Genomic DNA, 24,598 nt, shown 5'->3' with positions numbered 1-24,598 from the left:
AAGCATAGTGTGGTGGCGATAGCCTGAAGGATACACCTGTTCCCATGCCGAACACAGAAGTTAAGCTTCAGCACGCCAAAAGTAGTTGGGGGATCGCCCCCTGCGAGGATAGGACGTTGCCACGCAACCCAAAAAGAAAGAGACGCTCACCTTAATGGTGGACGTCTTTTTTTGTGTCTTTGTTCAAATGATACTGATGAGTAAAATAGTTGAATAAACGGGTCTTACACTTACATTAAGCGATTGAATTAATTCAGAATTCAATCGCTTTTTGATTATATGACATTTAAAAATAAGTATTAGAAAAAAATAAAATTCTTAATTTAAAATTTTGAGAATTATGATAACCGTACGCTGTACGGTTAATAACTTTTATTTTATTGTTTATACTATCTAAAGGACTATTACTAAAATGGTATTTAAAACTATTAATGATTTCACACTGATTTTTTTAAAAAATTTTTATGGCATTTTTCATTCTTTTTGGTAAATTAGGATATTGTTTATTAGATTTTTGTGGATTTAAAATATAATCTAGTTCATTTTAATTATGAGTTTTAGTAAAATGAACTAGGTTTCATTTTCCCTGATTTAAATTTATCAAAATCAATATTTTTAGGTAAAAAATGATAGTCAATTTTATGATAGTTAACCAATCTTTTGGCTTGTCTCATGACAGTATTAGAAGATATTCCAAAGTTTTTAGCAATATATTTTATACTGACGTTATCTTTATATTTCAACGCTGCTTTTACTTTGATACATCTTAAGATATGGTCTGATTTATTAATATCTTTTAAAACTGCAATTGCAGTTTTCTTACATTTTTTACAAATATATTTTTGCTTTTTTATATTTAACGTAGTTAGCCACATTTCTGTAATGGTTACTTTATGATGAACATTTTTAAACCCATTTTTATTCATAAAATAGCCATAGTTTTTACAATTCATAGGATAAGTTAATTTAAGATTAAATAATACTTTAGTAGTTCCATTTATTTTGACTTTATTCCACCTTTTTCATGATATTATCATAATTGATGTTTTGGTCTTTGATTCCTAACATCAACATTTTTATATCGTTCATAACAATCAACTCCTTTGGGGTATGAGTATATTAGAGTGCGAACTAATACACTCTTTTTATATTTAATTAATTGTAACTAAAAAAGGTACTAATAACATTAACTAATTTAATGTTATTAGTACCAAAAAATATAGATTATTTTTGTGTCTTTAATTGTAAAATCAGTTTAATTTTCAAACTTTTATAAAAAAACGATTATCAGAGATGTAGATCTCTAATAATCGTTTTTTAGTTAATCATCTAATTTGTTTTTGATTTCGTCTTTAACGTTGTCGGCTTTTTCTTTTAATTCACCTTTACCGCTTTGAAAGTCGCCTTTTAATTTGTCAGAAGTATTTCCAGTTAAAGCACCTTTTACTTGTTTGGCTTTACCTTCAACTTGATCACCTAAGTTAGAAGCTTCTTGATCAAGATCTTCAAAATCAACTTCAACGTAGTCGCGTAATACTAAGTATCCTAAAACAACGTTAGCGCCAAGACTAAGACCTAATAATAAATTCTTCATAAATATCTCCTCCTATTTATCTAATTAATTATTATTATTTTAGCATAGCAAGACAATCATATAAATCAAGAAGCCTTAATATTATTCTTTATTAGAATCTGGATTGGTAATCTGAATTCGATTAGTTTTACTTTTAGGTTTAGTAGCTTCTGGAGCATCGGTTTTATATAATTTTTCAGTGTTTTTATGTCCATTTTCATCAAATAAACTGGTTGATTTATCGCCTAATTGTTTTTCAATTTTTTCTTCACGACTTAAGCCATTAGAATAATTATAATCAGAAGGATTGACGGTCTTAAATCCTTTAGGATGATAAAAACGTAGTAAGTTTTGCTGGTTTAAAATATCAGAAAGACTTATTTCTGTATTAACTTTGCGTTGCATCTTTTCGATTTTTTTACTTAATTTAGCATTCGGATGAATTATTTTGCCAGTTTTAGTATCGTAAATGGTTCCACTAATAGATGTATATTTAGGAGAAACCCAATCACGATTACGAAATGCCACAACTTGATCATGTTTTGAAGAGAATAAGTCAGTTCCAAACTGAATATATTTTTTGGAATTCATACCTAATAAGTGCATTAATGTTGGAAGAACATCAATTTCTCCACCATAAGTATGGTCAACATAACCATTATTAATTGCAGGGGAATTGAACATCAAAGGAACCCTTTGCAATTGTGCATTATCATATCCGTTCCAGTCGTCACTATTTTTACCAATTAGGGGAGCTAAACTAGAATTTTCCGAATTAGAAATTCCATAATGATCGCCATATAACATTACAACGGTGTTTTTAGCCAATCCAGTTTTGTTAAGATAATCATAGAACTCTTTTACTGACTGATCTAAGTAATGAGCAGTGGTGAAGTAATTGTTAACGGCATCATCATCCGTATCTGGAACTTTAATCTTATTGTCCTTACTATCTTCTGAATCTAGATCGTAAGGGAAATGATTAGTAACGGTAATATACTTAGCATAAAACGGTTGTTGTAGGTGTTGCAGATATTTAGTTGAATCATCAAATAATAATTTATCTTTTAGTCCATATCCGGTTGCTTTGTCACCGGATGTATCATAATAACTCGCATCAAAGAAATATTGATAGCCAAGGTTTTTATAAGTGTTATTTCGATTCCAAAAACTAGCTACATTTCCATGAAAAACAGCTGTACTGTAACCCTTTTGATCCATAATAGCTGGAGCACCTTGGAAGGTATTATCGCTACCTAATTGTGCAAACAATGAACCTTGTGGCAATCCATAGGTACTAGTTTCAAGCATATTTTCAGCATCCGACGTTTTTCCTTGTCCTACTTGATGGAAAAAGTTATCAAATGAGTAAGTATGCTTACTGTTGTATATTTTATTGATAAATGGTGTAACTTCCTTACCATTTATCTTTTTATTGATTAAGAATTGTTGGAAACTTTCTAAATGTAAAATGATGACATTTTTACCCTTTAACGATCCATACATTTGTGGATTAGCTGGGGCATAGTGTTTATCAGTGAAATCTTTAACTTTATAAACTTCAGATTTAGTTGCATTAGAACGCATTTCATTTGATTGATGCGTTTGAATTCCATCATAAACTGTAAAAAAATCTAGTCCAAGATATTTAACAATGTAGCTTCGATCAAAGGTTCGTGTTATTAGTTGAGGACGATCCATGTCGGCAATAGCAACATTTAAAGTTAGTAACAAAGAACCAATTGAAAAAATAGCAAATGCTACCTTAGCACCTAATTGATGTTTATCGATTTTAATAACTCTAAACAGTAATAATAAAATTATTACGACGATATCAAGACAATAAAAAACATCATGGGGCGATGTTAAAGCAATTGAACTTCCACTGAGCCCCTGATCAACTTTTGAATAACCGGTCATGGTTGAAACAGTCATAAAATCAGTAAATTCACGAAAATATATTACATTTAGATATAATAAAACAGTATCTAAAATATCCAATAAGATAATTGCTGGATAAAATAATTTAGCTGGTTTTAGGTAAAAGGCTAGTCCTAGCATTAAAACAGTTGTTGCAATTGGATTTGCGATTAAGAGTAGGAATTGTAATAATCCCTCTACTCCTAATGAAAAATCAGTAAAATATGCATAAATGGTTTTTAACCAAAATAAAATGATTAGTAAAATGAAAAAACCAATCCTAGTATTGACTTTGGCTAACGTTTTTTTTATAAAATTCAAAGGCCTGTTTCCCCTCATTAAAATACGTAATACATAATCTACATCATAGCAGATTTTAACGATTAAAAAAACTAAGTAAAGTATAAGAATGAATTGTAATGATGGGACGTGTTATAATTTATATACTAGAAAGCGGGATGAGATGAATGGCAAAATTTACATTATATGTAGTTCGTCATGGACAGACTTATTTTAATATTTTTAATAAGTTACAGGGTTGGAGTAATTCACCCTTAACTCAAGCAGGACTAGATGGGGCACGAAAAACCGGTAAACGGTTAGCAGATATTGATTTTAAAGCTTCGTATTGTAGTGATACGAGTCGAGCTCAAAAAACTATTTCCATTATTTTTGATCAAAATAAAACTTTTAATTCTAGAACTCCGATTGTTTCGCCTTTTTTCCGCGAACAATTTTATGGTTATTTTGAAGGCTTAAATATGGATGAAGCCTTGTATGAAGCTGGAGCTCCTCATGGTGTTCCAACTTTCAAAGACATCATTAAAAAATATGATATGAATAAAGCTAAAGATTTTATGAAGGCAGCAGATCCTTTTCATATGGCAGAAAATGCCGAAGAATATTGGAAACGATTGGATCAAGGTCTTGATTTAATTACAAATAATCCCAATATTGAAGACGGCGATAATGTTTTGTTAGTTAGTCATGGGAATACATTGTTGAGTTTAGTCGAACGTTTTTCAGCTCCTGGTGAATTCGACCTAAGCAAACGTCCAGCAAATGGTAGCATTACTAAAATGAGTGTGGATGATAAGCAAATTAAAGTTATTGAATATAATAAATAACCAATAAGGAGGTATGTCAGTTGAAAGATAATCGTCGTTTTATCAAATCATGCAACGAAAAAAATTACATCTTTCGTATTGGAGAAGTTAGCAAGATGACTGGCGTATCTCCAAGACAACTGCGTTATTGGGAACAAAAGGGATATATTCACAGCGAACGAAATGAAAAAATGGCTTCCCGAGTTTTTAATCATAAAAACTTTATGATGGTTAAATTGATTAAGTTTTATTTAGACGATAATTTTTCTTTAAGTACTTCAGTTGAGAAAGCACAGCAACATTTAAATGATGTTGAAGCAACGCATGCTTTTGTTTTGAAAATGCATCATGGTTTAGTTAATCGAAATGGGAAAAATATGATTGATATGGGATACTTTGATAAAGAGCATAAAAAGCGATTATATGGATACTTAGACGATGCTGGACAGGTAGTTTACCAAGTTGCTGAAATTTAATAAAAAAACATCTCAGCAAAGAGATGTTTTTTTAGATTAATTCTTTTTTATCAGTTGATTTTTGTTTATGGTTGATAACGTTAGTTAACTTGATGGTAGTTGCCAAGATAATAGGCAGTAACAAATTAAAGAATAATAAAGTGACAACGACTGTAACGGCTACTAAAGGTAACGATGGTAAATCACATAAACTGCATGAGCTGATAATTATGATAAAGGCTAACAGAATTAGGGAATTTAGCTTGCTAAAACTTTGAAGACTAGTTTTTAACCAAGTTAATGAATCGTTATTCCAGGAGCGAAAAGAAAAAGCTAACAATAAAAGTTCTATCCCACCGTATAGACCAAGTATGGATATTAAAATCAACGTGCTACTCCATTCAAATGATTGTTTGGTGATTAAAGTAGTGAAATTTGTTCCAATAAAACTTGATAATAACAAACAGCTAATCCAATACACTGGTTGAAGAATTGATTGTGAAATTAGCATTATTCCGCTTAGCAAAACTAGTAAGAATAAGCTTAAGGCAGGTATGATGGACTTAAAATCTAATTGTAACCTACTGCTTTGGACTGGTACTCCAGCATAACTAACTACAGACCGCTTTAAAGATGTTCCTTGTAATTCATTGGACACTAATTGCTGTAATTTATTTATTTCTTTTGGAATACGTTTACTCTCGGAAAAATCATCAAAATTTATGATTAATTTAGTTGCTTTTTGATCCTGACTATTAAAGTTGTAACAATTTTGGACAAAATCAGTATCTTCTAAATTATCATGGTTAATAAAAATAAGGTTCTGGATGCTTTTAGCATGACTTAGTTTGTTTAAATCAGTTAAGTCTTTTTTATTTTGATGACGTTCAAGTCAAAGTTTTTCACTGATAGTTTGTAAATTATCATTTAATGCTTTTAGAGTTTGGGTATATTGAGTGAATTGGTCGCTAACGGTTGCCCCATTTTGATTTAATTGATTTAAACGTCCTAAATTAACTGCTAAAAAATTAATCTGATTTGCATCATCGGTAGTTAGTGATTCTTGCTGACTGAGTTGTAACGTGGCATTAATTGATTGACTTAATTGGGTGAGTTCATTTTGTTGCGAATTAATTGTATTTTTATTCAGTTCAGCTTGGTTTATTTTGTGTAATGATTGTCGCACTAACTTAAGTTCTTGATTAGAGCGGTTTAGTGAGTGGCTGAATTTAGCAAGTTGAGACTGCAGATAATATTTTTTAACTTTGGTACCACCGGGTTGAGTTACCGACTGAACTGATGCAACGTTTTTCATGGTTTGCAATTTAGTAGTTAAATGATCAATAACCGCCAAATCATGTTCATTAGTAAGTTTGTGATTATTTTTTAAGTAAATTGTAACTGGAGTGGATTTGCCAAAATTAAAATGAGATTGGATGATTCTTTGTCCTTGGATTAATTTCTTTTCTGCTATTTGATAGTTAGAAAAATTAAACTTGAAATGAGATTTAGTTAGCAAAGGGAATGAAATTAAACTTAATAATATTATCCCAGCTAGTGGTTGCCATAGTGAAAATTTGACTAATCTTTGCCAAATAGGCCCAGTGAAAATTTTATTCTGCGGCTTTCCCGGCCAAAATAGCTTGGTTTGAAATATTTTGATAAATATAGAATTAAGACTAATGGTAGCAATTGTAGTTATCAATATTGGAATGATTAAGTTGCTTAATGCTTTAATTGGCAAGAAATCAAACCAATGAAAAGATAGAAAAGCTAAACTGATCACTGAAACTATGAGAATTAAAGGTATTATTAAGGCAGCAAGGGCATATTTTCTTCGCTTTTTTCTTCCTAGATTATTTGTAAGTGAGACGGTTAAACGATGATAGATTAAAAAAGTAGTTACAGTTCCTAACAACAGGACGGTTAATGCCACTAATAAAGGAATATTTGCTGAAAAGGGAATGATTTGTCGCTGACTAAGGTTAGCGATGATGCTTAATGAGACTATATAGGAAATTCCTAACGGAATTATACTTAAAATAGGTAACAAAATTGATTTAAATACGATTAAAAAGAAAATTAAGGCAAAACAAAAAGTAGTCAAAACGGCTACTTTTGATTTTTGAATAGTATTTTCAGCGATGGAATGATTAATCAGTTCAGGACTGGTTATATGAGTTTCTAATCCATTAATATTACATTGGTGTTGTATTTTGTTAATAAAATTAGGATGCTGTAACTTATTTTTTGGTACCCAAAGTTCTAGTAAGAGTACTTTTTTATCGGAAGAAGAAAAGACATGATGCGAATAAGGTGAAGTTTTAGTAGAAACCAACTTTAAAATTCCAAGTTCTTGTTTGTGTTCTTGAATCTTTCTTTCAATGCTATCAATCTGCTTATTATTGTGTTGCGATAATCGATGATTATGGTTTGAATAAACCACGGTTAATGGCCTTGCGTGGTCTAAATGATTTCCCCAGTTAATTTTTACTTGTTTAGCAGGTAAATTAAATGGGATATTTTGAGTTTCAACTAAATGAGTAAGATTTGGCAAAAATAATAGCGCACAAATGGTAGTTAATGTCCAGATGAAGAATGGAATGACACTTTTTTCGTACAGAAAGCGGAAGGGTTTCTTCATTAAATAGTAATTCCTTTAGGATTTAAATTTTTAATTTTAACGGTTGAAAAAATCGCTCAAACGGAGAATTAATAAGATGATGGCAATGAGAATGACAGAAATTACTAGTGTAATCTGCCAGGCAAATGGATGATTCATGTAGGGAAGATTAACATTTTCGCCATAAAATCCAAACACAATATTGGGGACGGTTAAGACGATGGAAAATACCGTCAAAAATTTCATAGTGGTATTTAGATTATTGTCCAACAAATTAGAGTATGCACTTGCTACTTGTTGAGCTGCTTGATCTGCCATCTCTGCCATTGAGAGTCCCTGTTGGATTTCAACAATGATATCTTCTAAAATGTCATTATCTTCATCAGAAAAGCTTTTACCAAGCTTTCGTTTCAACATAGTAAGCATATCGTTATTAGCAGACAGCGAGGTTAAAAAGTAAACCAAATTAGTTTGCAAATTAAGTAATTGATTAATTGATTTTTTGTTAGTACTACCTTCAGGATTTCTTTGGATTTTAGTTCTAATACTGTTGATATTATTAATATAATCAAAAAACTGAATAGCAAGTTGATACAGCGTCTTGAAAACGACATCTAAAGGAGTGAGATTATCCCGTTGTATTTTTGGTAGTTTGTCAACTATTGATTGAATCAACGCATTAACAAAATTAGTTTGATCAGCTGTAAATGTGAATAAAGTTGTGCCTCGCATCATGATACCGATTGGTTCAGATGAAATATCACCATTAAACCTAGTCGGCTCTGCTACATCAAAAATTATCAATAGTAACTGTTCATCATCATAGTATTCCATCCGTGGACGTTCGTGATGATCAAGTGCATAATAAAGCATCTCAGTAGTTAAATGGTAATCTTCTTTTAAAATTTTCTTTTCAACTGGCAGACAATCAGATACTTGCACCCAGTTAATATTTTGGTTAATTTTTTTTGTTTTAATCAATTTGATTGCCCCCTTTTGACAATAAATTTAATTATATTCTTAAATACGTAAAATGTTAGTTAAATTATTAAAATTTATTAAATAGTTATTAGTGTTAAAATTACTTGAATTAAAATTTGAGCGAGTAGGTTATAATGGAAAATACAAAGGAGTGTATCTCATATGAAAAATAAAAATAAGCGAAACGACGGAAAAAGTATTTGGTATCCGATAATTGCGTTTTTAATTGTAGCTGGATTCATTTTGCTTTTATTTGGAACCTATAAAGTACGAAAATATATGAATGAACAAACACTAATTAAGAACGAAAAGAAATTCAATGAAGAAAATAACCCTACAATCAAGCAACATAATAAGTTTATCAAACAAGTTGCTACGCCATCAATTGAACAATACAAGAAAAATCATCAAGTTTTACCTAGTATTGTAATTGCTCAGGCTATTTTGGAATCAAACTGGGGTAAATCCAAATTATATCAAAAAGCTAAAAATCCATTTGGAATTAAAGGAACGTATCAAGGAGCCTCGATTTCTTATGAAACTGGTGAATACATTAACCATAAGCATGTAACTCAAGTTTGTCAATTCAGAAAGTATCCAGACTTGCAAGCAGCAATAGAAGATCATAATCAGGCATTATTCGATAAGTTTTTAAAGAAAGACAACATTACCAGTTACCGAGAAGAAGCCGAGTTATTGCAAAAAAATACTTATGCAACTGATCCCGACTATGCGGATAAACTGATTAAGGTTATCAAAACACATGATTTACAAAAATATGATAAACAGGCAATTAATAATTAAAAAGGAGAATTTTATTTGTTTGCAATAATTGAAAAATTATATGGTCCGTTTTTTGATTTGCATAATTGGAGCACGGTATTAACTTCTGGCAACGATTGGTTAATCATTTTTTCGTTAGTGATATTAGAATGTGTGATGTCAGTAGATAACGCGATTGTTTTAGCAACCCAGACGCAAGTCCTTCCAACTAAGAAGAAACAGGAAGAATCGTTATTTTATGGACTTTGGGGTGCTTATATATTTCGTTTTCTAGTGATTGGAGCCGGAGTATATTTAATTCACTTTTGGGAAATTAAGGTAGTTGGAGCCATTTATCTGATCTACTTAGCTGTAAAATATTTTGTGCCTCAGTTAGGACGCAAAAAAAAGACTACTTCTCATACCATCAAAGGTAATCGTAATAGCTCGGGATTTTTTTGGTGGGTCGTGATTCAAATTGAATTTATGGATATTTTATTTTCAATTGATTCTGTTTTAGCTTCGTTAGCTGTTTCTTCCAATCCAGTAGTAGTTTTAATCGGTGGAATGGTAGGGATTATAGTTATGCGGGGGATTGCAGAAGTTATTATGTCAATCATGAAAAAGATTCCAGAATTAAAAACAATGGCATATATCTTGGTATTTATGATTGGAGTTAAGTTATTATTGTCAATTCCAATCATTGATATTGAAATTCCAGCTGCTTGGTTTGGAGTCTTTGTTATTTTGGCAATTATTGTGACGATAGTAATTCATTTTATACGAAAGAAAAGGGATTCAGATGTCAGTCGAACTAAATGAAACTAATTTTGATGATGAAATTCAAGCCCCAATAACGCTAGTTGATTTTTGGGCACCATGGTGCGGCCCTTGTAAAATGATGGAACCCATCTTGCAAAAATTGGAAAAGCAGTTTGCAGGTAAGGTTAAATTTGCCAAAATCAACGTTGATCATCATCAAAACATTGCTAAAAAGTATTCAGTAATGGGTTTGCCAAGCTATGTACTGTTTAAGAATGGTAAAGGTGTTGAAAAGGTTACTGGAGTCTATTCAGTTGAAAAACTAGCTCATTATTTGAAACGAAAACTCGCTGAATAAATCTAATTTTAGGAGAATAAATAATGCAAGAGCAACCAAAAAAGATTAAACCGCGTCTTTGGGAGGCGTGTTTAATTTTGCTAATTATGTTAGTGATTATGGGAATTGGAATTATTGGATTACATCTTACGCCCGTAGTTCCCATTTTGACGATTATTTTATTGTTAATTCTATGGGGACGAGTGCGTGGCTTTACTTGGGATGATATCAATGACAGCTTTGTGATTGGAGTCAAAAACGGAATTATTCCGCTTTTTATTTTCCTTTTAATTGGTTGTTTAATTGGAGTTTGGATTATGTCGGGTGTCATTCCAACTTTAATGGTCTATGGATTTCATATTTTGAGTGTCCGCTGGTTTTTACCCTCGGTATTTTTGATGTGTGCTTTTGTTGGATTCTTTATCGGAAGTGCTTTTACCATTATTTCAACTGTTGGAATTGCAGCGATGGGGATTGGAATCACGATGGGAATTAACCCAGCCATGATTGCTGGAGCTGTGGTTTCTGGGGCTGTTTTTAGTGATAAGATGTCTCCATTATCAGCGACGACTAATCTTGCCTCTGCCATTGCAGGGGATGATTTATATGGTCATATTAAAAACATGTTATGGTCGACAGCTCCTGCTTTTATCATTTCATTAATCTTATTTGCTTTGATTGGGGGAGGTCATAATTCTGCTAATTTGGCTAAAATAACTGCTACTACTGGCATTTTGACTAGTCATTTTACAGTTTCATTTTGGATGTTATTTCCTGTTCTTCTTTTATTAATATGTGCGTGGACGAAAATTCCAACTATTCCAACGTTGTTTATTAATATCTTAGTTACAATCGTGATGACATTGGTTACACCTCATAATCCATATTCGTTTGTTAAAATAGCTGACGTAATGCAAAATGGTTTTACAATCAAAACAGCTAGTCCAGAAGTAAATCAATTTTTAAACCGTGGGGGAATTATTTCCATGACTAGTACCATGACGCTGATTATTATGGCTTTGGCGCTCGGTGGGCTATTGATTAACCTTGGAGTGATTGATACTGTGATGGATCGTTTTTCTAGCCACATCAAATCTGATGGGATGCTGGTCTTGAGTACCGTATTAGCAGCTATCGGGGTTAACATCTTCATTGGTGAAGAATATCTCTCTATTATTCTTCCTGGAACAGCTTTTAAAAAGGACTTTAAAAAGGCTGGGCTAGCACCTGAAGCTTTAGGACGAGCTTTAGAAGATGGGGGAGCAGTCATTAATTATTTAGTTCCTTGGGGAGTAGCTGGAGTATTCGTTGCCAATACATTGAATGTTCCTACGCTTCATTATTTACCCTTTGTTTTCTTTAGTTTGCTTTGTCCAGTATTTTCAATTTTGAGTGGGTTTACTGGAATTGGGTTAAAACGTCTTAATAAAACGAACGAAAAATAATTTATAGTCGTTACTGATGGATTTTATCGCATCATTGACGGCTATTTTTTTAGTGAAAATAGCTCTATCAAAGCTAAAAACAAAAAAATATTAATAAATTTTCTTGTTTTGTCAAATAATTTAACATTGAAATGTTACAAAATTAAATATGTGCTTCCCATAATTTCGACATTTAGTAGAGAAAAAGCCGATTTTTGTAACAAAATATTTCTATATTATTGCAATGTTACGCATGTGCCTGCTTCTCTTAATCTCATCGTAATATTTCTGTAATATTCTCCCATTAGTATTACATATGTTGATTGATACAAAGCAACCAACAAAACAAGAGATAGAAACTATTATTCGTTATATTTGAAGGAGAGAATTTATTTATGAAGTTAAAAGGTATTAAAACTGTTGCAGCTGTTGCTGCAGTATCTGCTGGTGTATTATTTGCCGGTTCACAAAGCGCTAACGCCTCAACTAAAATCACTGTTAAATCAGGTGACACTGTAAACAAACTTGCAAGTCAATACAACGTTTCAGCTCAAAACATTGCTCAAGCAAACAAAATTCAAGATATTAACAAAATTTATGTTGGTGAAGTATTTACAATCGGTAACGATGGTGAAGTACAAGTATCTAACCAAAGTACTCCAGCTCCAGTTCAAGCTGCTGCTCCAGTACAACAAGCAACTACACAAGCTGCACCTGCTGCTAAAGCAGCTCCTGCACAAACCGCAGCTCCAGTTCAAAAACAACAAGTTGCTCCTGCACCTGCAAAAGCTGCTGCACCAGCAGCACAAACTACTAACAATTCAGCTGCTTCAACTAACAATGATGGTTCATTAGACTCAATCGCTGCTGTTGAATCAGGTAACAACTACAATGCTCGTAATGGTCAATACATTGGTAAATACCAATTATCATCATCATACCTTGGTGGCGATTACTCACCAGCTAACCAAGAACGTGTTGCTCGTCAATATGCTGTAAGTCGTTATGGATCAGTTGCTAATGCCGTAGCTTACCGTAACTCTCACAATTATTGGTAAAAATTAATTAACTCATAAGCAAAAAGCATTCCAATTGGAATGCTTTTTTTATTTGTAAAAAACAATAGCTTAATAAAAATTAAGCTCTTGTTTTTCGTTATTATTTTATTTTAGCGAGAAAATGTTTTTTCTTGCCACGTCTAACAATTACATAGTGACCATCAAAATAATCAGCTGGGTTAATTTCAGCTTTTACATCTTCAATCTTATTACCATTAACAGTAATGGCACCATTTTGCACATCTTCTCGTGCTTGTCGTTTTGACTTATCGATACCCATTTCAATGATTAGGTCAATAATGTTAACTGGTTGATTACTAATCTCTGAAGTAGGAACATTATTAAATGCTTGAGCAACTTCTTCCGTGGTTAATTTTTGTACATCGCCTTGGAAGAGAATCTTGGAAATTCGTTCGGCATTTTCAACTGCTGCTTTACCATGTACGAATTCAGTTACTTGTTCTGCTAAAACTTTTTGTGCTTCACGTTTCCAAGGTTCTGTTTTTACTTTTTCAGCTAATTCATTAATTTGATTTTTATCTAAAAAAGTAAAGTATTTCAAGTATTTAATTACATCACGGTCGTCTTGATTGTACCAAAATTGGTAAAATTCATAAGGAGAAGTTTTTTCTGAATTAAGCCAAATCGCACCGCCAGCAGTTTTTCCAAACTTCGTTCCATCTGCTTTAACCATTAAAGGAATCGTAAGACCGAAAACTTTAGTGTCAGGACCGTCAATTTTATGAATTAAATCAATCCCAGCTGTAATATTTCCCCATTGATCTGCGCCACCAATTTGCAATTGAGCATCGTAGTGATCGTGGAGATAAAGGAAATCAATTGATTGCAGAATTTGGTAGGTAAATTCGGTAAATGAGATTCCTTGATCTAGTCGACTAGCAACTACTTCTTTGTTTAACATGGTATTAACGTTAAACAACTTTCCGTAGTCTCGCAAAAAGTCCAGTAATGATAAATCCTTAGTCCAGTCATAGTTATTTACAATGTTAATATTTGAGTTAGAGCCAAATAATTGTTTCATTTGTTTGGTAAGCGATTGAACGTTATGGTTTACCTGATCCATTGTTTGTAGCTGACGTTCTGTTTTTCGTCCACTTGGATCGCCAATCGAACCAGTTGCACCACCAATTAGAATATAAGGGTGGTTACCAGCTCTAGCAAAACGTTCCATAATCATGAAAGGAATTAAATGGCCAATGTGCATACTATCGCCAGTTGGATCAATTCCACAATATAGAGCAATTTTGTGGTCGTTAATTACGTCTGCTAGTCCTTCAGCATCAGTTTGTTGGTTAATGGCACCTCGCCACTTTAAATCATCAATAATGTTCATAATATCCTCCAATAAGATTAATTAATTAAAAAAGTCCCTATAGCAAATCGCTATAGGGACGCATTATGCGCGGTACCACCCACGTTTAGACACTTAAGTCTACACTTTTAATTAATTTTGTTTTTAGGTAATTCATTTTAAACCCTGCATGGCTTGCAGCAACCGCCATTTCTCTGACATCCCAAGTTTAAAACTAGTTAATAAAGTTATCGTAGCATACAAAATAAAAATTGGCAATTTACTTATTCTAAATAAATTGCTTTTAAATCAGTTATGTTTTGGTCAGTTAAACCAATTCCTTCGTGTAAGAAGTTGTCCATATTATTGTAACGATGATTGATTTCCGCAATGGCAGCATTTAAAAAGTCCATGTTAACACTATAAAGCGTTTTCAAACTTTCAATAGCATGTGGTGAGAAGTCTTGATGTTTAACATCTTCTACTTTAGCATCAATAATATGTTTTACGACTTTGTTGGTTAAAATGTAGTCTTCTTTAATGGTTTCAAGATCCACTCCTAGAGCTGATAGAATCAACAAAGCCGACATTCCAGTTCGATCTTTTCCAGCAGTACAGTGAAATAAAACAGACTGACCGTCTTTTTTATTTTCTAACAAAATCATAAATAGATTATGAAAAGCATTACGGCAATATTCATGTGTTACCATTTGACGATAAACATCAATCATATGATCGTATCCATAAGTTTTGTTAGTTTCTAAAATTTTACGAAAATCATCTGGATCTTGTGAGTTATCAGTTCGATCTTCATTAAAAATTGGATCAAAAATATAATCAATAGCGCCAACTTGAATTTGATCAGGAGCATCGGCAACTTCTGGGTCTGAACGTAAATCAACATCGTAACGAACACCATAGTTTTCTAGGAAATTTAAATCTTTTTGATTTAGATTTCCCAAACTACCGGAACGAAGTAACTTATGCCATTTGATGGTGTGTCCATCAGCTGTTTTATATCCACCTAATTCTCGAAAATTATCAGTTGAATCAAGTGAAATCACGCGTTTGTTTTCCAATTTTTTCACGTCCTCTTTTTTGTAATCATAACTTAATTATAGCATTGTCAGGCAATATATTAGAAGGACTATGGAAATTAGTTTACAAATTAGCTGATTTAGCTTACTCTTAAGAATAGATAATATTTAAGGAGATAATTAATTATGGAAATGACTGAACGCCAATTAATTCAAGAAATTTTTAATACTGTAGATGTAATTTTTGAATTTGAAAATGTTGATGAAGATTCAAAAGAATACACTTTACAAGTTAAACGTCAGGATAACGATATTCGTGATATCAATGAAATCAATGATGAAATGAAACATTATTTTAAGGAAGCTAATTTTGATTATCAAGAAGAAGTTGAACCTCAAGAAATTGATTGTGATATCCGAGTACAAATTAAACGTTAATTTAAATGATTAACTGGAGAAGTGACGGTGGTTACTTCTTTTTTATTTGTAAAGAAATTAACAGAGCGTGTTATGATTGATTGAAATGTTTTTGCGAAATGAGGATTGACGAATGGGGGTAAATGAAGCAAAGTACGTATTAGCAATTGATCAAGGATCAACCAGCACTCGCGCAGTTATCTACGATCATAGTGGCCGAAAAGTAATTGAAAGTACCAAGCCGCTTCCCCAAATAAGTAACAAAAATGGTTGGGTGGAGCAAAATCCTGATACAATTTGGAGTTCAGTTTTATCAGCAATTGCAAGTGCAATGATTGATGCTCGTATTCACCCAGAAAGTATTAATTCAATCGGGATTACTAATCAAAGAGAAACGACCGTGGTGTGGGATAAACAGACCGGGAAGCCGATTTATAATGCGATTGGCTGGTTATCAAAACAGACTACTGAAATTTCGCAAAAATTACGCGAAGCTGGATATAGCGAACTGATTCGGAAAAAAACCGGCTTAGTCTTAAATGCTTATTTCTCAGCTACCAAAGTTCGTTGGATTCTTGACCATGTTGCAGGAGCACAGGAACGAGCCGAAAAAGGCGAACTGCTTTTTGGAACGATTGACACTTGGCTTGTATGGAAATTATCAGACGGGAAATATCATATTACTGATTATACAAATGCTAGTCGAACCATGATGTATAACATTCATGAATTAAAATGGGATCAGGAACTTTTAGATATTTTAAACATTCCAAAGCAGATGTTACCAACAGTGCATGCCTCAGATGAGATTTATGGTACCACCGAGAATTATCAATTTTATGGTGTCAGTGTTCCGATTGCTGGAATTGCCGGTGATCAGCAGGCCGCTTTGATTGGGTCTATGGGATTTGAACCTGGAATGGTGGAAGATACTTATGGTGATGGATCATTTATCATGATGAATACTGGAACTACTCCTGAAATTTCTCGTGAAAGATTACTGACTACGATTGCTTATGGAATTGGTGGCAAAGTAGTTTATGCTTTAGAAGGTTCAATTTTCATTGCTGGAAGTGCTCTCATCTGGCTGCGTGATCAATTAGGGCTGATTAAGAGTGTTCCAGAATCCCGATTAGCTGCCAAAAGGTCTCATGATAATAATGATATTTATGTGGTTCCGGCTTTTACGGGATTAGGAGCACCTTATTGGGATGCAAGTACGCGTGGAGCAATTTTTGGTATCACTCGCGGAACCACGGATGATGATATTGTCAAAGCAACTTTGCAGTCTATTGCTTATAGTACCAAAGACATTATTGATACTATGGAAGCTGATACAGAGATGCAGATACCATTGTTGAGTGCTGATGGGGGTGCCAGCCGAAACAGTTATCTGATGCAATTTCAAGCTGATATTCTTGGTCGTCCAGTACAACGGACTAGCGATGAAGAAACAACTGCCTTTGGAGCAGCAATTTTAACAGGCCTGGCAACTGGATTTTGGAAAGATCTTGACGAAGTGAAGTCGATTTATGAAGCAGGGAAAATTTTCCAACCGAAAATGGATGAGGCAGAACGCAAGAAACTTTATCGTGGATGGAAGAATGCGATTCAAGCGGCAAGATACTTTAAACCGCAACAAGATTAAAGAAAAAAATAAAATTAATGAAATCGCTTTCATTAATTTAATAGAAGGGTTATAATATATATATAAATAAGAGATTCACACTGTTAAATTATGGAGGAACAAAAAATGAATTTATTTGCGCTATTAATTGGTATTATCCCAGTTATTGGATGGGGATTTTTCCCAACGATTTCATCTAAAATTGGTGGTAAACCTTCTAACCAGATTTTTGGTGCCACAATCGGTGCTTTGATTATTGCATTTGTCGTATTTATTGTTACTGGCTGTGGATTCCCAATGGGATGGAACTTGGTCTTTGGAATTCTATCTGGTTGTGGATGGGGCTTTGGTCAGATTATGGCCTTTAAAGGTTACTCATTAGTTGGTTCATCAAGAGTTATGCCCATCACTACGGCATTTCAATTGATTGTAACTGCTTTATGGGGAGCTTTTGCATTAAGTAGTTGGCCTGGTATTGGTCACAAAGTCATTGGTATTTTAGCTTTGATTGTGATTATTATTGGTGCCACTTTAACCACTTGGACTCAAAACAAAGAAAACACTAATGTTTCTGCATTGAAAAAAGCAGTTATTTATCAGTTAATTGGTGTGATTGGATACTGGCTTTACTCAGCAGCTCCACAAGTTGAAAACTTAACTTGGGCAAAAGGTTTTGTACCTCGTACTGAACCAATGAGTGGATTACAAGCTTTCTTACCACAAGCAATTGGAATGGTATTAATTGCGATTGTTTACAGTTTAATGAAGATTAAAGAAGAAAATGTCTTCAAAGAAGCAGTTTCTTACAAACAAATTATTGCTGGATTTTTCTTTGGAATTGCTGCCTTGGCTTACTTGGTAGCAGCCCAACCACAAATGCTTGGCATGTCAACAGCATTCGTTATCTCACAAGTTAACGTTGTTATTGCAACACTTACAGGTATCTACTGGTTACACCAGAGAAAGACCTCAAAAGAAATGGTTGCTACTTTAATTGGTTTAGCCTTAATCATTGTAGCTGCAGCTGTTACAGCATTCTTATAAAATGATTAAAGAAGTCGCCATCTTATTGGCGGCTTTTTTTGAAAGGAAAAATAATGGACGAGTATGTACTTGGGATTGACTTAGGAACTAGTGCAGTTAAAGTTTCCGCAGTTGATCGAAATGGTGAAATTAAAGCACAGGAATCTTTTGATTACCCATTAAATCAGCCTCAAACTGGTTATAGCGAACAAAATCCTAATGATTGGGTAATGAGTACTACTGTGGCAATTGTTCGTCTAATTTTGGACGATCATATTGCACCACAAAGTATCAAAGGAATTAGTTATTCTGGTCAAATGCACGGACTAGTACTGTTGAACAAGGATAATCAGGTGTTACGTCCTGCAATTTTGTGGAATGATACGCGAACTACGAAGCAACGTCACGAGATTGAAACGCAAATGGGTGATCAGTTTGAAGCAATCACGGGGAATCGTCCTTTAGAAGGATTTACGCTCCCCAATCTATTGTGGATTAAGGAAAATGAACCACAAATTTGGAAGGAAACTGCCACCTTCTTGTTGCCTAAAGATTATGTTCGATATCGAATGACAGGTAAATTAGGAATTGACTATACGGATGCTACAGGAACAACTTTGCTGGATATCAATACTAATCAATGGAGTAAATTATTGTGTGAGAAGTTTGATATTCCAGAAAAGATTTTGCCACCATTACTTAAATCAACTCAGTATGTAGGTAATATCACAGATCAATATGCTGAATTTTCCGGATTAAGTACCGAAACTAAAGTATTTGCTGGAGCTGCTGATAATGCTGCCGGTGCTTTAGGAGCGGGAATTTTAAATTCAAATCAAGCTCTTTCTAGCATTGGAACGTCAGGAGTAATACTTAAGTACGAAGATCAGCCTAATCCAGGTTATCATGGGACTTTACAGATGGAGGATCATCCAGATGGCGGTTATTATTCAATGGGCGTTACTCTGGCAGCTGGTTATTCACTAAGTTGGTTTAAAAAAACTTTTTGTAATGATATGTCGTATGCTGAACTAAATCAAGCAGCACAAAAATCTACCATTGGATCTAATGGATTAGTCTTTACGCCTTACATTGTGGGTGAAAGAGCTCCTTATGCAGATGCTAATACCCGTGGGAGTTTTATTGGAGTAGATGGTAAACAAAATCTTGGTGATTTTATTCGGGCCGTGATGGAAGGAATTGTTTTTAGTTTTGAAGACTTGTTAAATATTTATCGGGAACAAGGTTCGGAAATTAGCACAATTGTTTCTATTGGCGGAGGATCGAAGAGTGAGATTTGGTTGCAAATGCAGGCTGATATCTTTAATCGACCAGTAATAAAACTAAAGAATGCTCAAGGACCGGGTATGGGAGCTGCTATGATTGCAGCCGTTGGATTAGGCTGGTTTAAAGATTTTCAAGAATGTGCAAAACAGTTTGTCCATCGTGATCAGGTTTACCAACCAATTTCAGCTAATGTTAAAAAATATGCTGAAATTTACGCAATTTATCATCAAGTTTATGAGCAAACGAAGCAAATAAATCATGAGTTACAGGATTATAAAAAACAGAATAATATTTAATAAAAAATGTCTGCAAGTTTATTCTTGATTGAATAATTTGTAGGCATTTTTAAATTGATGATACGTTTTAAGATAAATATTTAAATTTGATTCAAAACAAATTTAATTCTAATTCAGATTATGGTACGCTTAAATGGAATTATATATACTTATTATGGATTTATAAATGAAAGGTGATTTTAGTGGATATTTTAATTGCACTACTTCCAGCGATTGGTTGGGGTGTTTTACCGATTGCAACAAGTTTAATCGGTGGGAAACCCATTAACCAACTTTTAGGAACAACTTATGGAGCCTTTATCGTTGCTCTTGGACTATATGCCTTTACTAGACCAGAACTTACAGCGTCGGCATTTTTCTGGTGTTTCTTATCAGGAATGGCTTGGACTTGCGGTCAGTTTACGCAATATATTGCATTTGAAAAAATGGGTGTTTCACGTACCATGCCAATTTCAACCGGAATGCAGTTAGTTGGAACTTCACTAACTGGAATTATTTTCTTTGGTGAATGGGCTGGTTTATTACCTAAGTTGTCTGGTTTTGGAGCTATTATTTTGATTATTATTGGAATTATTTTCACGACTAGACATTCAGCAAATGGTCCACAAATTTCAGCTGCTGAAAAAGCTGAATTACACAAAAATACTGTAACTGGCTTGTTACTACTATTGTTGGGTACATTTGGATATATTGGATATTCTGCTTTTCCTAAAGTTTCAAATGCCGATGGATGGAAGGCCTTTTTACCTCAAACAATTGGAATGTTAGTAATGGGAACTATTTTTGGAATTAGTATTTTGATTAAACATAAAACTAATCCATTTAAACAGATTACTTCATATAAAAATATTATTACTGGATTCCTCTTTGGATTTGGTGCTTTATTCTACCTAGTCTCTACTAGACTTAATGGGGTTGCAACTGGATTCACATTATCACAATTGTGTGTGGTAATTTCTACTATTGGTGGAATCGTTGTTCTTCATGAACATAAAACAAAACGTGAAATGGTTTATATTGCCATTGGGCTTTCATTAGTAATTATTGGTGGAATTTTAATTAGTTTCATCCATGACTAAATTTAAAAATTTTATAATAACTCAAAAATGCCATCAAATTATCTTTGATGGCATTTTGTTTATTTATAATAATGATGTGATTTTAATAATTCAGCTGATTTTTTATCGACAGGTTTATAACCGAGATTTTGCAAGTGCCTAAAGTACATGAAGTTATAGCTAAATCCCCAAACAATTTCAAAAAGGAGTCTTAATTCTCCAATCGAAGTATATAAATCCATGCCAGTTACGTATGTTAAGAGCATAACACAAAAGGCTTCAATACCTAACATACAGAATAGGTTATACCAATCACCACGGAAAATGGCTGGTAAAACGCCAAATATTAGACAAGTAAAGGAAAATCCGACTTTATTAACTCGAATATCATCTTTATCATTTTTTACTACTGCATAGTTTGGTGGAATAATAGGCAGCATATTAAAATTGTTTTTATTCTGTTCATCGTCATTATTATTCCCGCCAAAGTTAAATGGGTTCATAAAACTAAGCCCTCCTATTTTAGTGTAAATTTAACGACAATTTCAACGTGTGCCGTTTGTGGCATCATATCAATTGGTTGGAGATAATCTACGTTATATGATTTAGTTAGTTGTACTAAATCTTGTGCTAACGTTGACTGGTTACAAGAGACGTAGACAAATTTTTCTGGTCTAGTCTGTAAGATGGCATCAATCAAATGTTGGTCAAGTCCAACTCGTGGTGGATCAACGACTAAAGCAGTAGGTTGCCATCCTTCGCTCATCCATTGTGGCAGGATGTCTTCAGCTTTGCCAAAATAGTATTTAGCATTATGAATGTTATTAATTTCAGCATTGTGATTAGCATCTTCAATGGCTTCTTTAATCGTATCCATGCCGCGCACTTCTGCGACTTGGCGAGCCAGCGAGAGACCAATCGTTCCAACTCCAGAATATGCATCGACTAAACGATCTTCTTGATCAAGTTGCAAGGCTTTTCCAGCCAAATGATAGAGTTTAGGGGTCATAATAGAGTTTAATTGGAGAAAGGCTCGAGGGGATAATTCAAATGACAATCCATCAATCTTTTCGGTAATAGTTTCACTTCCAGCTAAACGAATGGTTTCATCACCCCAGATAAGCGGAGTTTCACTCGGATTAATATTTTGCATTACTGAGGTTACTTCCGGAAGTTCTTCAGCAATTTTCATAATTAATTGTTTTTTCTTTAGTAATTTAGACGAGTTGGTAATAAAGACCACTTGGACTTCATTAGTATTGAGAGCAGCTCGGACAACAATGGTTTTTAAAATCCCGGAATGATTGGACTCAACGTAAGTTGGAATCTGTAATTCTTGCACCATTGCTACGACAGCTCGCATTACTTTCATAGTAACTGGGTATTGTACCGCACATGTTTCCATATCAACAACTTCATGGGTGCCTTCTTTATACAATCCAGCGATGACCTTACCATCAGCTTCGGTACGAACTTGGAATTGAGCTTTATTACGATACTTATAAGGATTTTCCATGCCAATTGTGGAACGGACATCGTATTTTTCGAAGCCGCGGGGATGATAACGACTTAAAGCCTGTTTTACTAAGTCGCGTTTGAATTTTAGTTGTTGACTATATTCTAAGTCTTCTAATGCCAAACCACCGACTTCGTTAGCATAGCGATCTCTGGTTTGAACTCTGAATTTGCTTTTTTTATCAATTTGTTTTAATTCAGCACGGAGATATTTTTGTTCAATTTCAGTAATATCAGCCTGAACTAGTTCTGTTGGTAGTGCACCTGGAACAAAAATTAATTTACGGTGATAATATCCGACACCTTCACCGTTGATTCCGAGTCGTTTAATGGTTACGGTTACTCGTTGGTGTAATTCTACTTTGACATCTTTTGTTTTTGGTTTTGTTTTACCTTGATTATATTTCATTGTAACTCCTTTTAAATGTATACATTTAATTATATCATTTTATCGTACTAAACTTGCAGGATAGGTAGTCTTGGACTACTAATCCTATAACAACGGTTTTGTACAATTAAGAAATAGCGTATAATTAGAAGAGATTAAAAACGAATAGGAGATTTTTTATGCATCAATTAGAAACAAAGAATCTTTACTACACCGTTGATAATAAACAAATTATTAACGATATTAACTGGTGGATTGATAAACAAGAGATTGCAACGATTACAGGACCATCAGGAAGCGGTAAATCTACTTTTGTAAAATTATTAGCTTCATTGTTAACACCAACTTCTGGTTCCGTCATCTTTGAAGGAACGAATGTTAAAGATATTGATCCAATTGTTTATCGCCGTGAAGTTTCGTATGCCGTTCAACAGCCAACTTTATTTGGTGATACAGTGCGGGAAAATTTGGAATTTCCTTATCAAATTCGCAAAAAACCGTTCGACGAAAACCATGCAATTAAGGCATTACAAACTGTTGATCTGGGTAAAGATGATTTAGATCGACAAGTTACGAGTCTTTCAGGTGGGGAAAAACAGAGAATTGCGCTGTTGCGGAATGTAATGTTTGTACCGAAGGTTTTAATTTTAGACGAAGTAACTACTGGGCTTGACTCAGACAGTAAGGCCAGTGTCCACAAAATGATTGATTACTTTAACACTAAGTATGCCGTAACGATCATTATGATTACTCATGATGATGAAGAGATTAAGCACGCTCAACATCTTTATATCATCAAGGATGGCAAGATGGAGGAGGCTGATCAGAATGCATAATTTAATTGTTTCTAACTCTGCATTAGCACTGACTGGAGTTTTTGTCTTATTTGCACTTTGGATTGGATACCGTGAACAATTAGGAATTGGGAAAGACTTGATTGTTGCAACGATTCGCTGTGTTGTTCAGCTATTTATCGTTGGTTATGTTTTAAAATATGTGTTTAAAGTTGACAACTGGCTGCTTACAATTGCTTTAATTCTGATTATTATTTTTAATGGTGCTTACAATGCGAAAGGGCGTAGTGATGGTTTGCGGAATTCCTTTTCAATTTCGTTAACAGCCATTTCAACTAGTACAATCGTGATTTTGTTGGTTTTAGTTTTAGATGGAGCCGTTAAATTTATTCCATCACAAATTATTCCGTTGACGGGTATGATTGTTAGTAATTCGATAGTCGCAATGGGACTATGTTTTAGAACGATGAATTCGATGTTTAAAGATCGTCGTTCACAAGTCATGGAAATGTTAGCACTTGGGGCTAGTCCGCTAGTTGCTAGTAAAAATATTATTCGTGATTCGATTAAAACAGGATTACAACCTACGATTGATACCGCCAAAACAGTTGGGTTAGTGGCTCTACCTGGAATGATGTCAGGAATGATTTTTGCTGGAGCAGATCCGGTGTTAGCCATTAAATATCAGATTATGATTACTTTCATGTTGCTAGGAATTACCTCAATTAGTTCAATTATTGGATGTTACATGGGCTACAAGAGCTTCTTTAATCAATATGATCAATTAATTAAATAAATTAGTAAAATCCAGATATGATATCAAAAGTATAATATCATATTTTG

General features: G+C 33.6%; 24 protein-coding genes and 1 rRNA gene. 15 read left to right on the top strand and 10 right to left on the bottom strand.

Going from position 1 to position 24,598, the window contains the following annotated elements; translation table 11 throughout:
* The first annotated feature begins 8 nt into the window (after window positions 1-8).
* Window positions 9-125, top strand: a 5S ribosomal RNA gene (gene rrf / locus BHU33_RS05945).
* 161 nt (window positions 126-286) lie between these two features.
* On the opposite strand, the gene BHU33_RS07770 is transcribed toward rrf, so the two are convergent.
* From BHU33_RS07770 to BHU33_RS05925, 4 genes are all read right to left on the bottom strand, one after another.
* Complete coding sequence (locus BHU33_RS07770) at window positions 287-433, bottom strand: transposase (protein WP_225354806.1); 147 nt, start codon at window positions 431-433, stop codon at window positions 287-289.
* Between the two features lie 124 nt (window positions 434-557).
* Window positions 558-926 carry a hypothetical protein gene (locus tag BHU33_RS05935; RefSeq protein ID WP_054646619.1) on the bottom strand — a complete coding sequence of 123 codons (369 nt, stop codon included), beginning with the start codon at window positions 924-926 and terminating at the stop codon, window positions 558-560.
* Window positions 927-1,321: 395 nt separating this feature from the next.
* Complete coding sequence (locus BHU33_RS05930) at window positions 1,322-1,594, bottom strand: CsbD family protein (RefSeq protein WP_054646620.1); 273 nt, start codon at window positions 1,592-1,594, stop codon at window positions 1,322-1,324.
* Window positions 1,595-1,675: 81 nt separating this feature from the next.
* Entirely contained in the window at window positions 1,676-3,805 is a 2,130-nt protein-coding gene (locus BHU33_RS05925; RefSeq protein WP_056997571.1) for an LTA synthase family protein, read from the bottom strand.
* A 155-nt stretch (window positions 3,806-3,960) separates the two neighbouring features.
* On the opposite strand from BHU33_RS05925, the gene BHU33_RS05920 reads away from it, so the two are divergent.
* Window positions 3,961-4,620: a histidine phosphatase family protein gene (locus BHU33_RS05920; RefSeq protein WP_056997569.1), complete on the top strand. Its 660-nt coding sequence runs from the start codon at window positions 3,961-3,963 to the stop codon at window positions 4,618-4,620.
* A 20-nt stretch (window positions 4,621-4,640) separates the two neighbouring features.
* Window positions 4,641-5,075 (top strand): MerR family transcriptional regulator, encoded by a 435-nt coding sequence (locus tag BHU33_RS05915; RefSeq protein ID WP_056997568.1) that lies wholly within the window; start codon window positions 4,641-4,643, stop codon window positions 5,073-5,075.
* 871 nt (window positions 5,076-5,946) lie between these two features.
* On the opposite strand, the gene BHU33_RS05910 is transcribed toward BHU33_RS05915, so the two are convergent.
* Both BHU33_RS05910 and BHU33_RS05905 read right to left on the bottom strand, forming a co-directional pair.
* On the bottom strand, window positions 5,947-7,698 hold the full coding sequence (locus BHU33_RS05910) for an MMPL family transporter (RefSeq protein WP_054646621.1): 1,752 nt from the start codon (window positions 7,696-7,698) through the stop codon (window positions 5,947-5,949).
* Window positions 7,699-7,734: 36 nt separating this feature from the next.
* On the bottom strand, window positions 7,735-8,658 hold the full coding sequence (locus tag BHU33_RS05905) for a magnesium transporter CorA family protein (RefSeq protein ID WP_054646622.1): 924 nt from the start codon (window positions 8,656-8,658) through the stop codon (window positions 7,735-7,737).
* Window positions 8,659-8,820: 162 nt separating this feature from the next.
* Here BHU33_RS05905 and BHU33_RS05900 point away from each other — a divergent pair, with 162 nt between their 5' ends.
* From BHU33_RS05900 to apf, 5 genes are all read left to right on the top strand, one after another.
* Window positions 8,821-9,462, top strand: a complete 642-nt coding sequence (locus BHU33_RS05900) for a glycoside hydrolase family 73 protein (protein ID WP_054646623.1) — start codon at window positions 8,821-8,823, stop codon at window positions 9,460-9,462.
* Between the two features lie 15 nt (window positions 9,463-9,477).
* The gene (locus BHU33_RS05895; RefSeq protein ID WP_056997567.1) at window positions 9,478-10,242 is read left to right on the top strand and encodes a TerC family protein; all 765 of its coding nucleotides are present in this window, start codon (window positions 9,478-9,480) and stop codon (window positions 10,240-10,242) included.
* On the top strand, window positions 10,223-10,540 hold the full coding sequence (gene trxA / locus BHU33_RS05890; protein WP_054646662.1) for a thioredoxin: 318 nt from the start codon (window positions 10,223-10,225) through the stop codon (window positions 10,538-10,540). The genes BHU33_RS05895 and trxA overlap by 20 nt, the downstream gene beginning before the upstream one ends.
* A 23-nt stretch (window positions 10,541-10,563) precedes the next feature.
* Window positions 10,564-11,964 (top strand): Na+/H+ antiporter NhaC, encoded by a 1,401-nt coding sequence (gene nhaC, locus BHU33_RS05885; protein WP_054646624.1) that lies wholly within the window; start codon window positions 10,564-10,566, stop codon window positions 11,962-11,964.
* A 374-nt stretch (window positions 11,965-12,338) separates the two neighbouring features.
* A complete protein-coding gene (gene apf, locus BHU33_RS05880; protein WP_054646625.1) occupies window positions 12,339-13,001 on the top strand; it encodes an aggregation-promoting factor in 663 nt (220 codons plus the stop codon).
* A gap of 100 nt (window positions 13,002-13,101) precedes the next feature.
* Here the strand turns inward: apf and tyrS are convergent, their stop codons facing one another.
* Together tyrS and BHU33_RS05870 are read right to left on the bottom strand one after the other, a co-directional pair.
* Window positions 13,102-14,355, bottom strand: coding sequence for a tyrosine--tRNA ligase (tyrS, locus tag BHU33_RS05875; RefSeq protein ID WP_054646626.1), 1,254 nt, complete (start codon window positions 14,353-14,355; stop codon window positions 13,102-13,104).
* A gap of 242 nt (window positions 14,356-14,597) precedes the next feature.
* A complete protein-coding gene (locus BHU33_RS05870; RefSeq protein ID WP_225354783.1) occupies window positions 14,598-15,401 on the bottom strand; it encodes a tyrosine-protein phosphatase in 804 nt (267 codons plus the stop codon).
* A 135-nt stretch (window positions 15,402-15,536) separates the two neighbouring features.
* On the opposite strand from BHU33_RS05870, the gene BHU33_RS05865 reads away from it, so the two are divergent.
* From BHU33_RS05865 to BHU33_RS05845, 5 genes are all read left to right on the top strand, one after another.
* On the top strand, window positions 15,537-15,788 hold the full coding sequence (locus BHU33_RS05865; RefSeq protein ID WP_054646628.1) for a hypothetical protein: 252 nt from the start codon (window positions 15,537-15,539) through the stop codon (window positions 15,786-15,788).
* A gap of 112 nt (window positions 15,789-15,900) precedes the next feature.
* Window positions 15,901-17,415, top strand: a complete 1,515-nt coding sequence (gene glpK, locus BHU33_RS05860; protein ID WP_056997566.1) for a glycerol kinase GlpK — start codon at window positions 15,901-15,903, stop codon at window positions 17,413-17,415.
* Between the two features lie 105 nt (window positions 17,416-17,520).
* On the top strand, window positions 17,521-18,438 hold the full coding sequence (rbsU, locus tag BHU33_RS05855; RefSeq protein ID WP_056997565.1) for a ribose/proton symporter RbsU: 918 nt from the start codon (window positions 17,521-17,523) through the stop codon (window positions 18,436-18,438).
* Between the two features lie 53 nt (window positions 18,439-18,491).
* Window positions 18,492-20,000: a xylulokinase gene (gene xylB / locus BHU33_RS05850; protein ID WP_054646663.1), complete on the top strand. Its 1,509-nt coding sequence runs from the start codon at window positions 18,492-18,494 to the stop codon at window positions 19,998-20,000.
* A 182-nt stretch (window positions 20,001-20,182) separates the two neighbouring features.
* Window positions 20,183-21,079, top strand: coding sequence for a GRP family sugar transporter (locus BHU33_RS05845; protein ID WP_054646629.1), 897 nt, complete (start codon window positions 20,183-20,185; stop codon window positions 21,077-21,079).
* A 59-nt stretch (window positions 21,080-21,138) separates the two neighbouring features.
* On the opposite strand, the gene BHU33_RS05840 is transcribed toward BHU33_RS05845, so the two are convergent.
* Window positions 21,139-21,561, bottom strand: coding sequence for a DUF2628 domain-containing protein (locus BHU33_RS05840; RefSeq protein ID WP_054646630.1), 423 nt, complete (start codon window positions 21,559-21,561; stop codon window positions 21,139-21,141).
* A 14-nt stretch (window positions 21,562-21,575) separates the two neighbouring features.
* Window positions 21,576-22,982 (bottom strand): 23S rRNA (uracil(1939)-C(5))-methyltransferase RlmD, encoded by a 1,407-nt coding sequence (gene rlmD / locus BHU33_RS05835; RefSeq protein ID WP_056997564.1) that lies wholly within the window; start codon window positions 22,980-22,982, stop codon window positions 21,576-21,578.
* Window positions 22,983-23,140: 158 nt separating this feature from the next.
* Here rlmD and BHU33_RS05830 point away from each other — a divergent pair, with 158 nt between their 5' ends.
* Together BHU33_RS05830 and BHU33_RS05825 are read left to right on the top strand one after the other, a co-directional pair.
* The gene (locus tag BHU33_RS05830) at window positions 23,141-23,797 is read left to right on the top strand and encodes an ABC transporter ATP-binding protein (RefSeq protein WP_054646631.1); all 657 of its coding nucleotides are present in this window, start codon (window positions 23,141-23,143) and stop codon (window positions 23,795-23,797) included.
* Window positions 23,790-24,551 carry an ABC transporter permease gene (locus tag BHU33_RS05825; RefSeq protein WP_054646632.1) on the top strand — a complete coding sequence of 254 codons (762 nt, stop codon included), beginning with the start codon at window positions 23,790-23,792 and terminating at the stop codon, window positions 24,549-24,551. Before BHU33_RS05830 ends, BHU33_RS05825 begins: the two co-directional genes overlap by 8 nt.
* The last annotated feature ends 47 nt before the right edge of the window (window positions 24,552-24,598 follow it).

Origin of the sequence: Fructilactobacillus lindneri DSM 20690 = JCM 11027, from assembly GCF_002907375.1 — a bacterium.
Lineage (GTDB): Bacteria > Bacillota > Bacilli > Lactobacillales > Lactobacillaceae > Fructilactobacillus > Fructilactobacillus lindneri.
Note: the sequence above shows the minus strand (reverse complement) of the source record. Positions and strands in the feature narration are given on the sequence as shown.

What these genes read in the sequence shown, in the direction of transcription:
- BHU33_RS05910 (WP_054646621.1), bottom strand. Translation starts at nt 7,698, where the DNA reads ATGAAGAAACCCTTCCGCTTTCTGTACGAAAAAAGTGTCATTCCATTC.
- nhaC (WP_054646624.1), top strand. Translation starts at nt 10,564, where the DNA reads ATGCAAGAGCAACCAAAAAAGATTAAACCGCGTCTTTGGGAGGCGTGT.
- BHU33_RS05840 (WP_054646630.1), bottom strand. Translation starts at nt 21,561, where the DNA reads ATGAACCCATTTAACTTTGGCGGGAATAATAATGACGATGAACAGAAT.
- BHU33_RS05935 (WP_054646619.1), bottom strand. Translation starts at nt 926, where the DNA reads ATGAATAAAAATGGGTTTAAAAATGTTCATCATAAAGTAACCATTACA.
- BHU33_RS05865 (WP_054646628.1), top strand. Translation starts at nt 15,537, where the DNA reads ATGGAAATGACTGAACGCCAATTAATTCAAGAAATTTTTAATACTGTA.
- trxA (WP_054646662.1), top strand. Translation starts at nt 10,223, where the DNA reads ATGTCAGTCGAACTAAATGAAACTAATTTTGATGATGAAATTCAAGCC.
- tyrS (WP_054646626.1), bottom strand. Translation starts at nt 14,355, where the DNA reads ATGAACATTATTGATGATTTAAAGTGGCGAGGTGCCATTAACCAACAA.
- BHU33_RS05825 (WP_054646632.1), top strand. Translation starts at nt 23,790, where the DNA reads ATGCATAATTTAATTGTTTCTAACTCTGCATTAGCACTGACTGGAGTT.
- glpK (WP_056997566.1), top strand. Translation starts at nt 15,901, where the DNA reads ATGGGGGTAAATGAAGCAAAGTACGTATTAGCAATTGATCAAGGATCA.
- BHU33_RS05900 (WP_054646623.1), top strand. Translation starts at nt 8,821, where the DNA reads ATGAAAAATAAAAATAAGCGAAACGACGGAAAAAGTATTTGGTATCCG.
- xylB (WP_054646663.1), top strand. Translation starts at nt 18,492, where the DNA reads ATGGACGAGTATGTACTTGGGATTGACTTAGGAACTAGTGCAGTTAAA.
- rbsU (WP_056997565.1), top strand. Translation starts at nt 17,521, where the DNA reads ATGAATTTATTTGCGCTATTAATTGGTATTATCCCAGTTATTGGATGG.
- apf (WP_054646625.1), top strand. Translation starts at nt 12,339, where the DNA reads ATGAAGTTAAAAGGTATTAAAACTGTTGCAGCTGTTGCTGCAGTATCT.
- BHU33_RS05920 (WP_056997569.1), top strand. Translation starts at nt 3,961, where the DNA reads ATGGCAAAATTTACATTATATGTAGTTCGTCATGGACAGACTTATTTT.
- BHU33_RS05930 (WP_054646620.1), bottom strand. Translation starts at nt 1,594, where the DNA reads ATGAAGAATTTATTATTAGGTCTTAGTCTTGGCGCTAACGTTGTTTTA.
- rlmD (WP_056997564.1), bottom strand. Translation starts at nt 22,982, where the DNA reads ATGAAATATAATCAAGGTAAAACAAAACCAAAAACAAAAGATGTCAAA.
- BHU33_RS05830 (WP_054646631.1), top strand. Translation starts at nt 23,141, where the DNA reads ATGCATCAATTAGAAACAAAGAATCTTTACTACACCGTTGATAATAAA.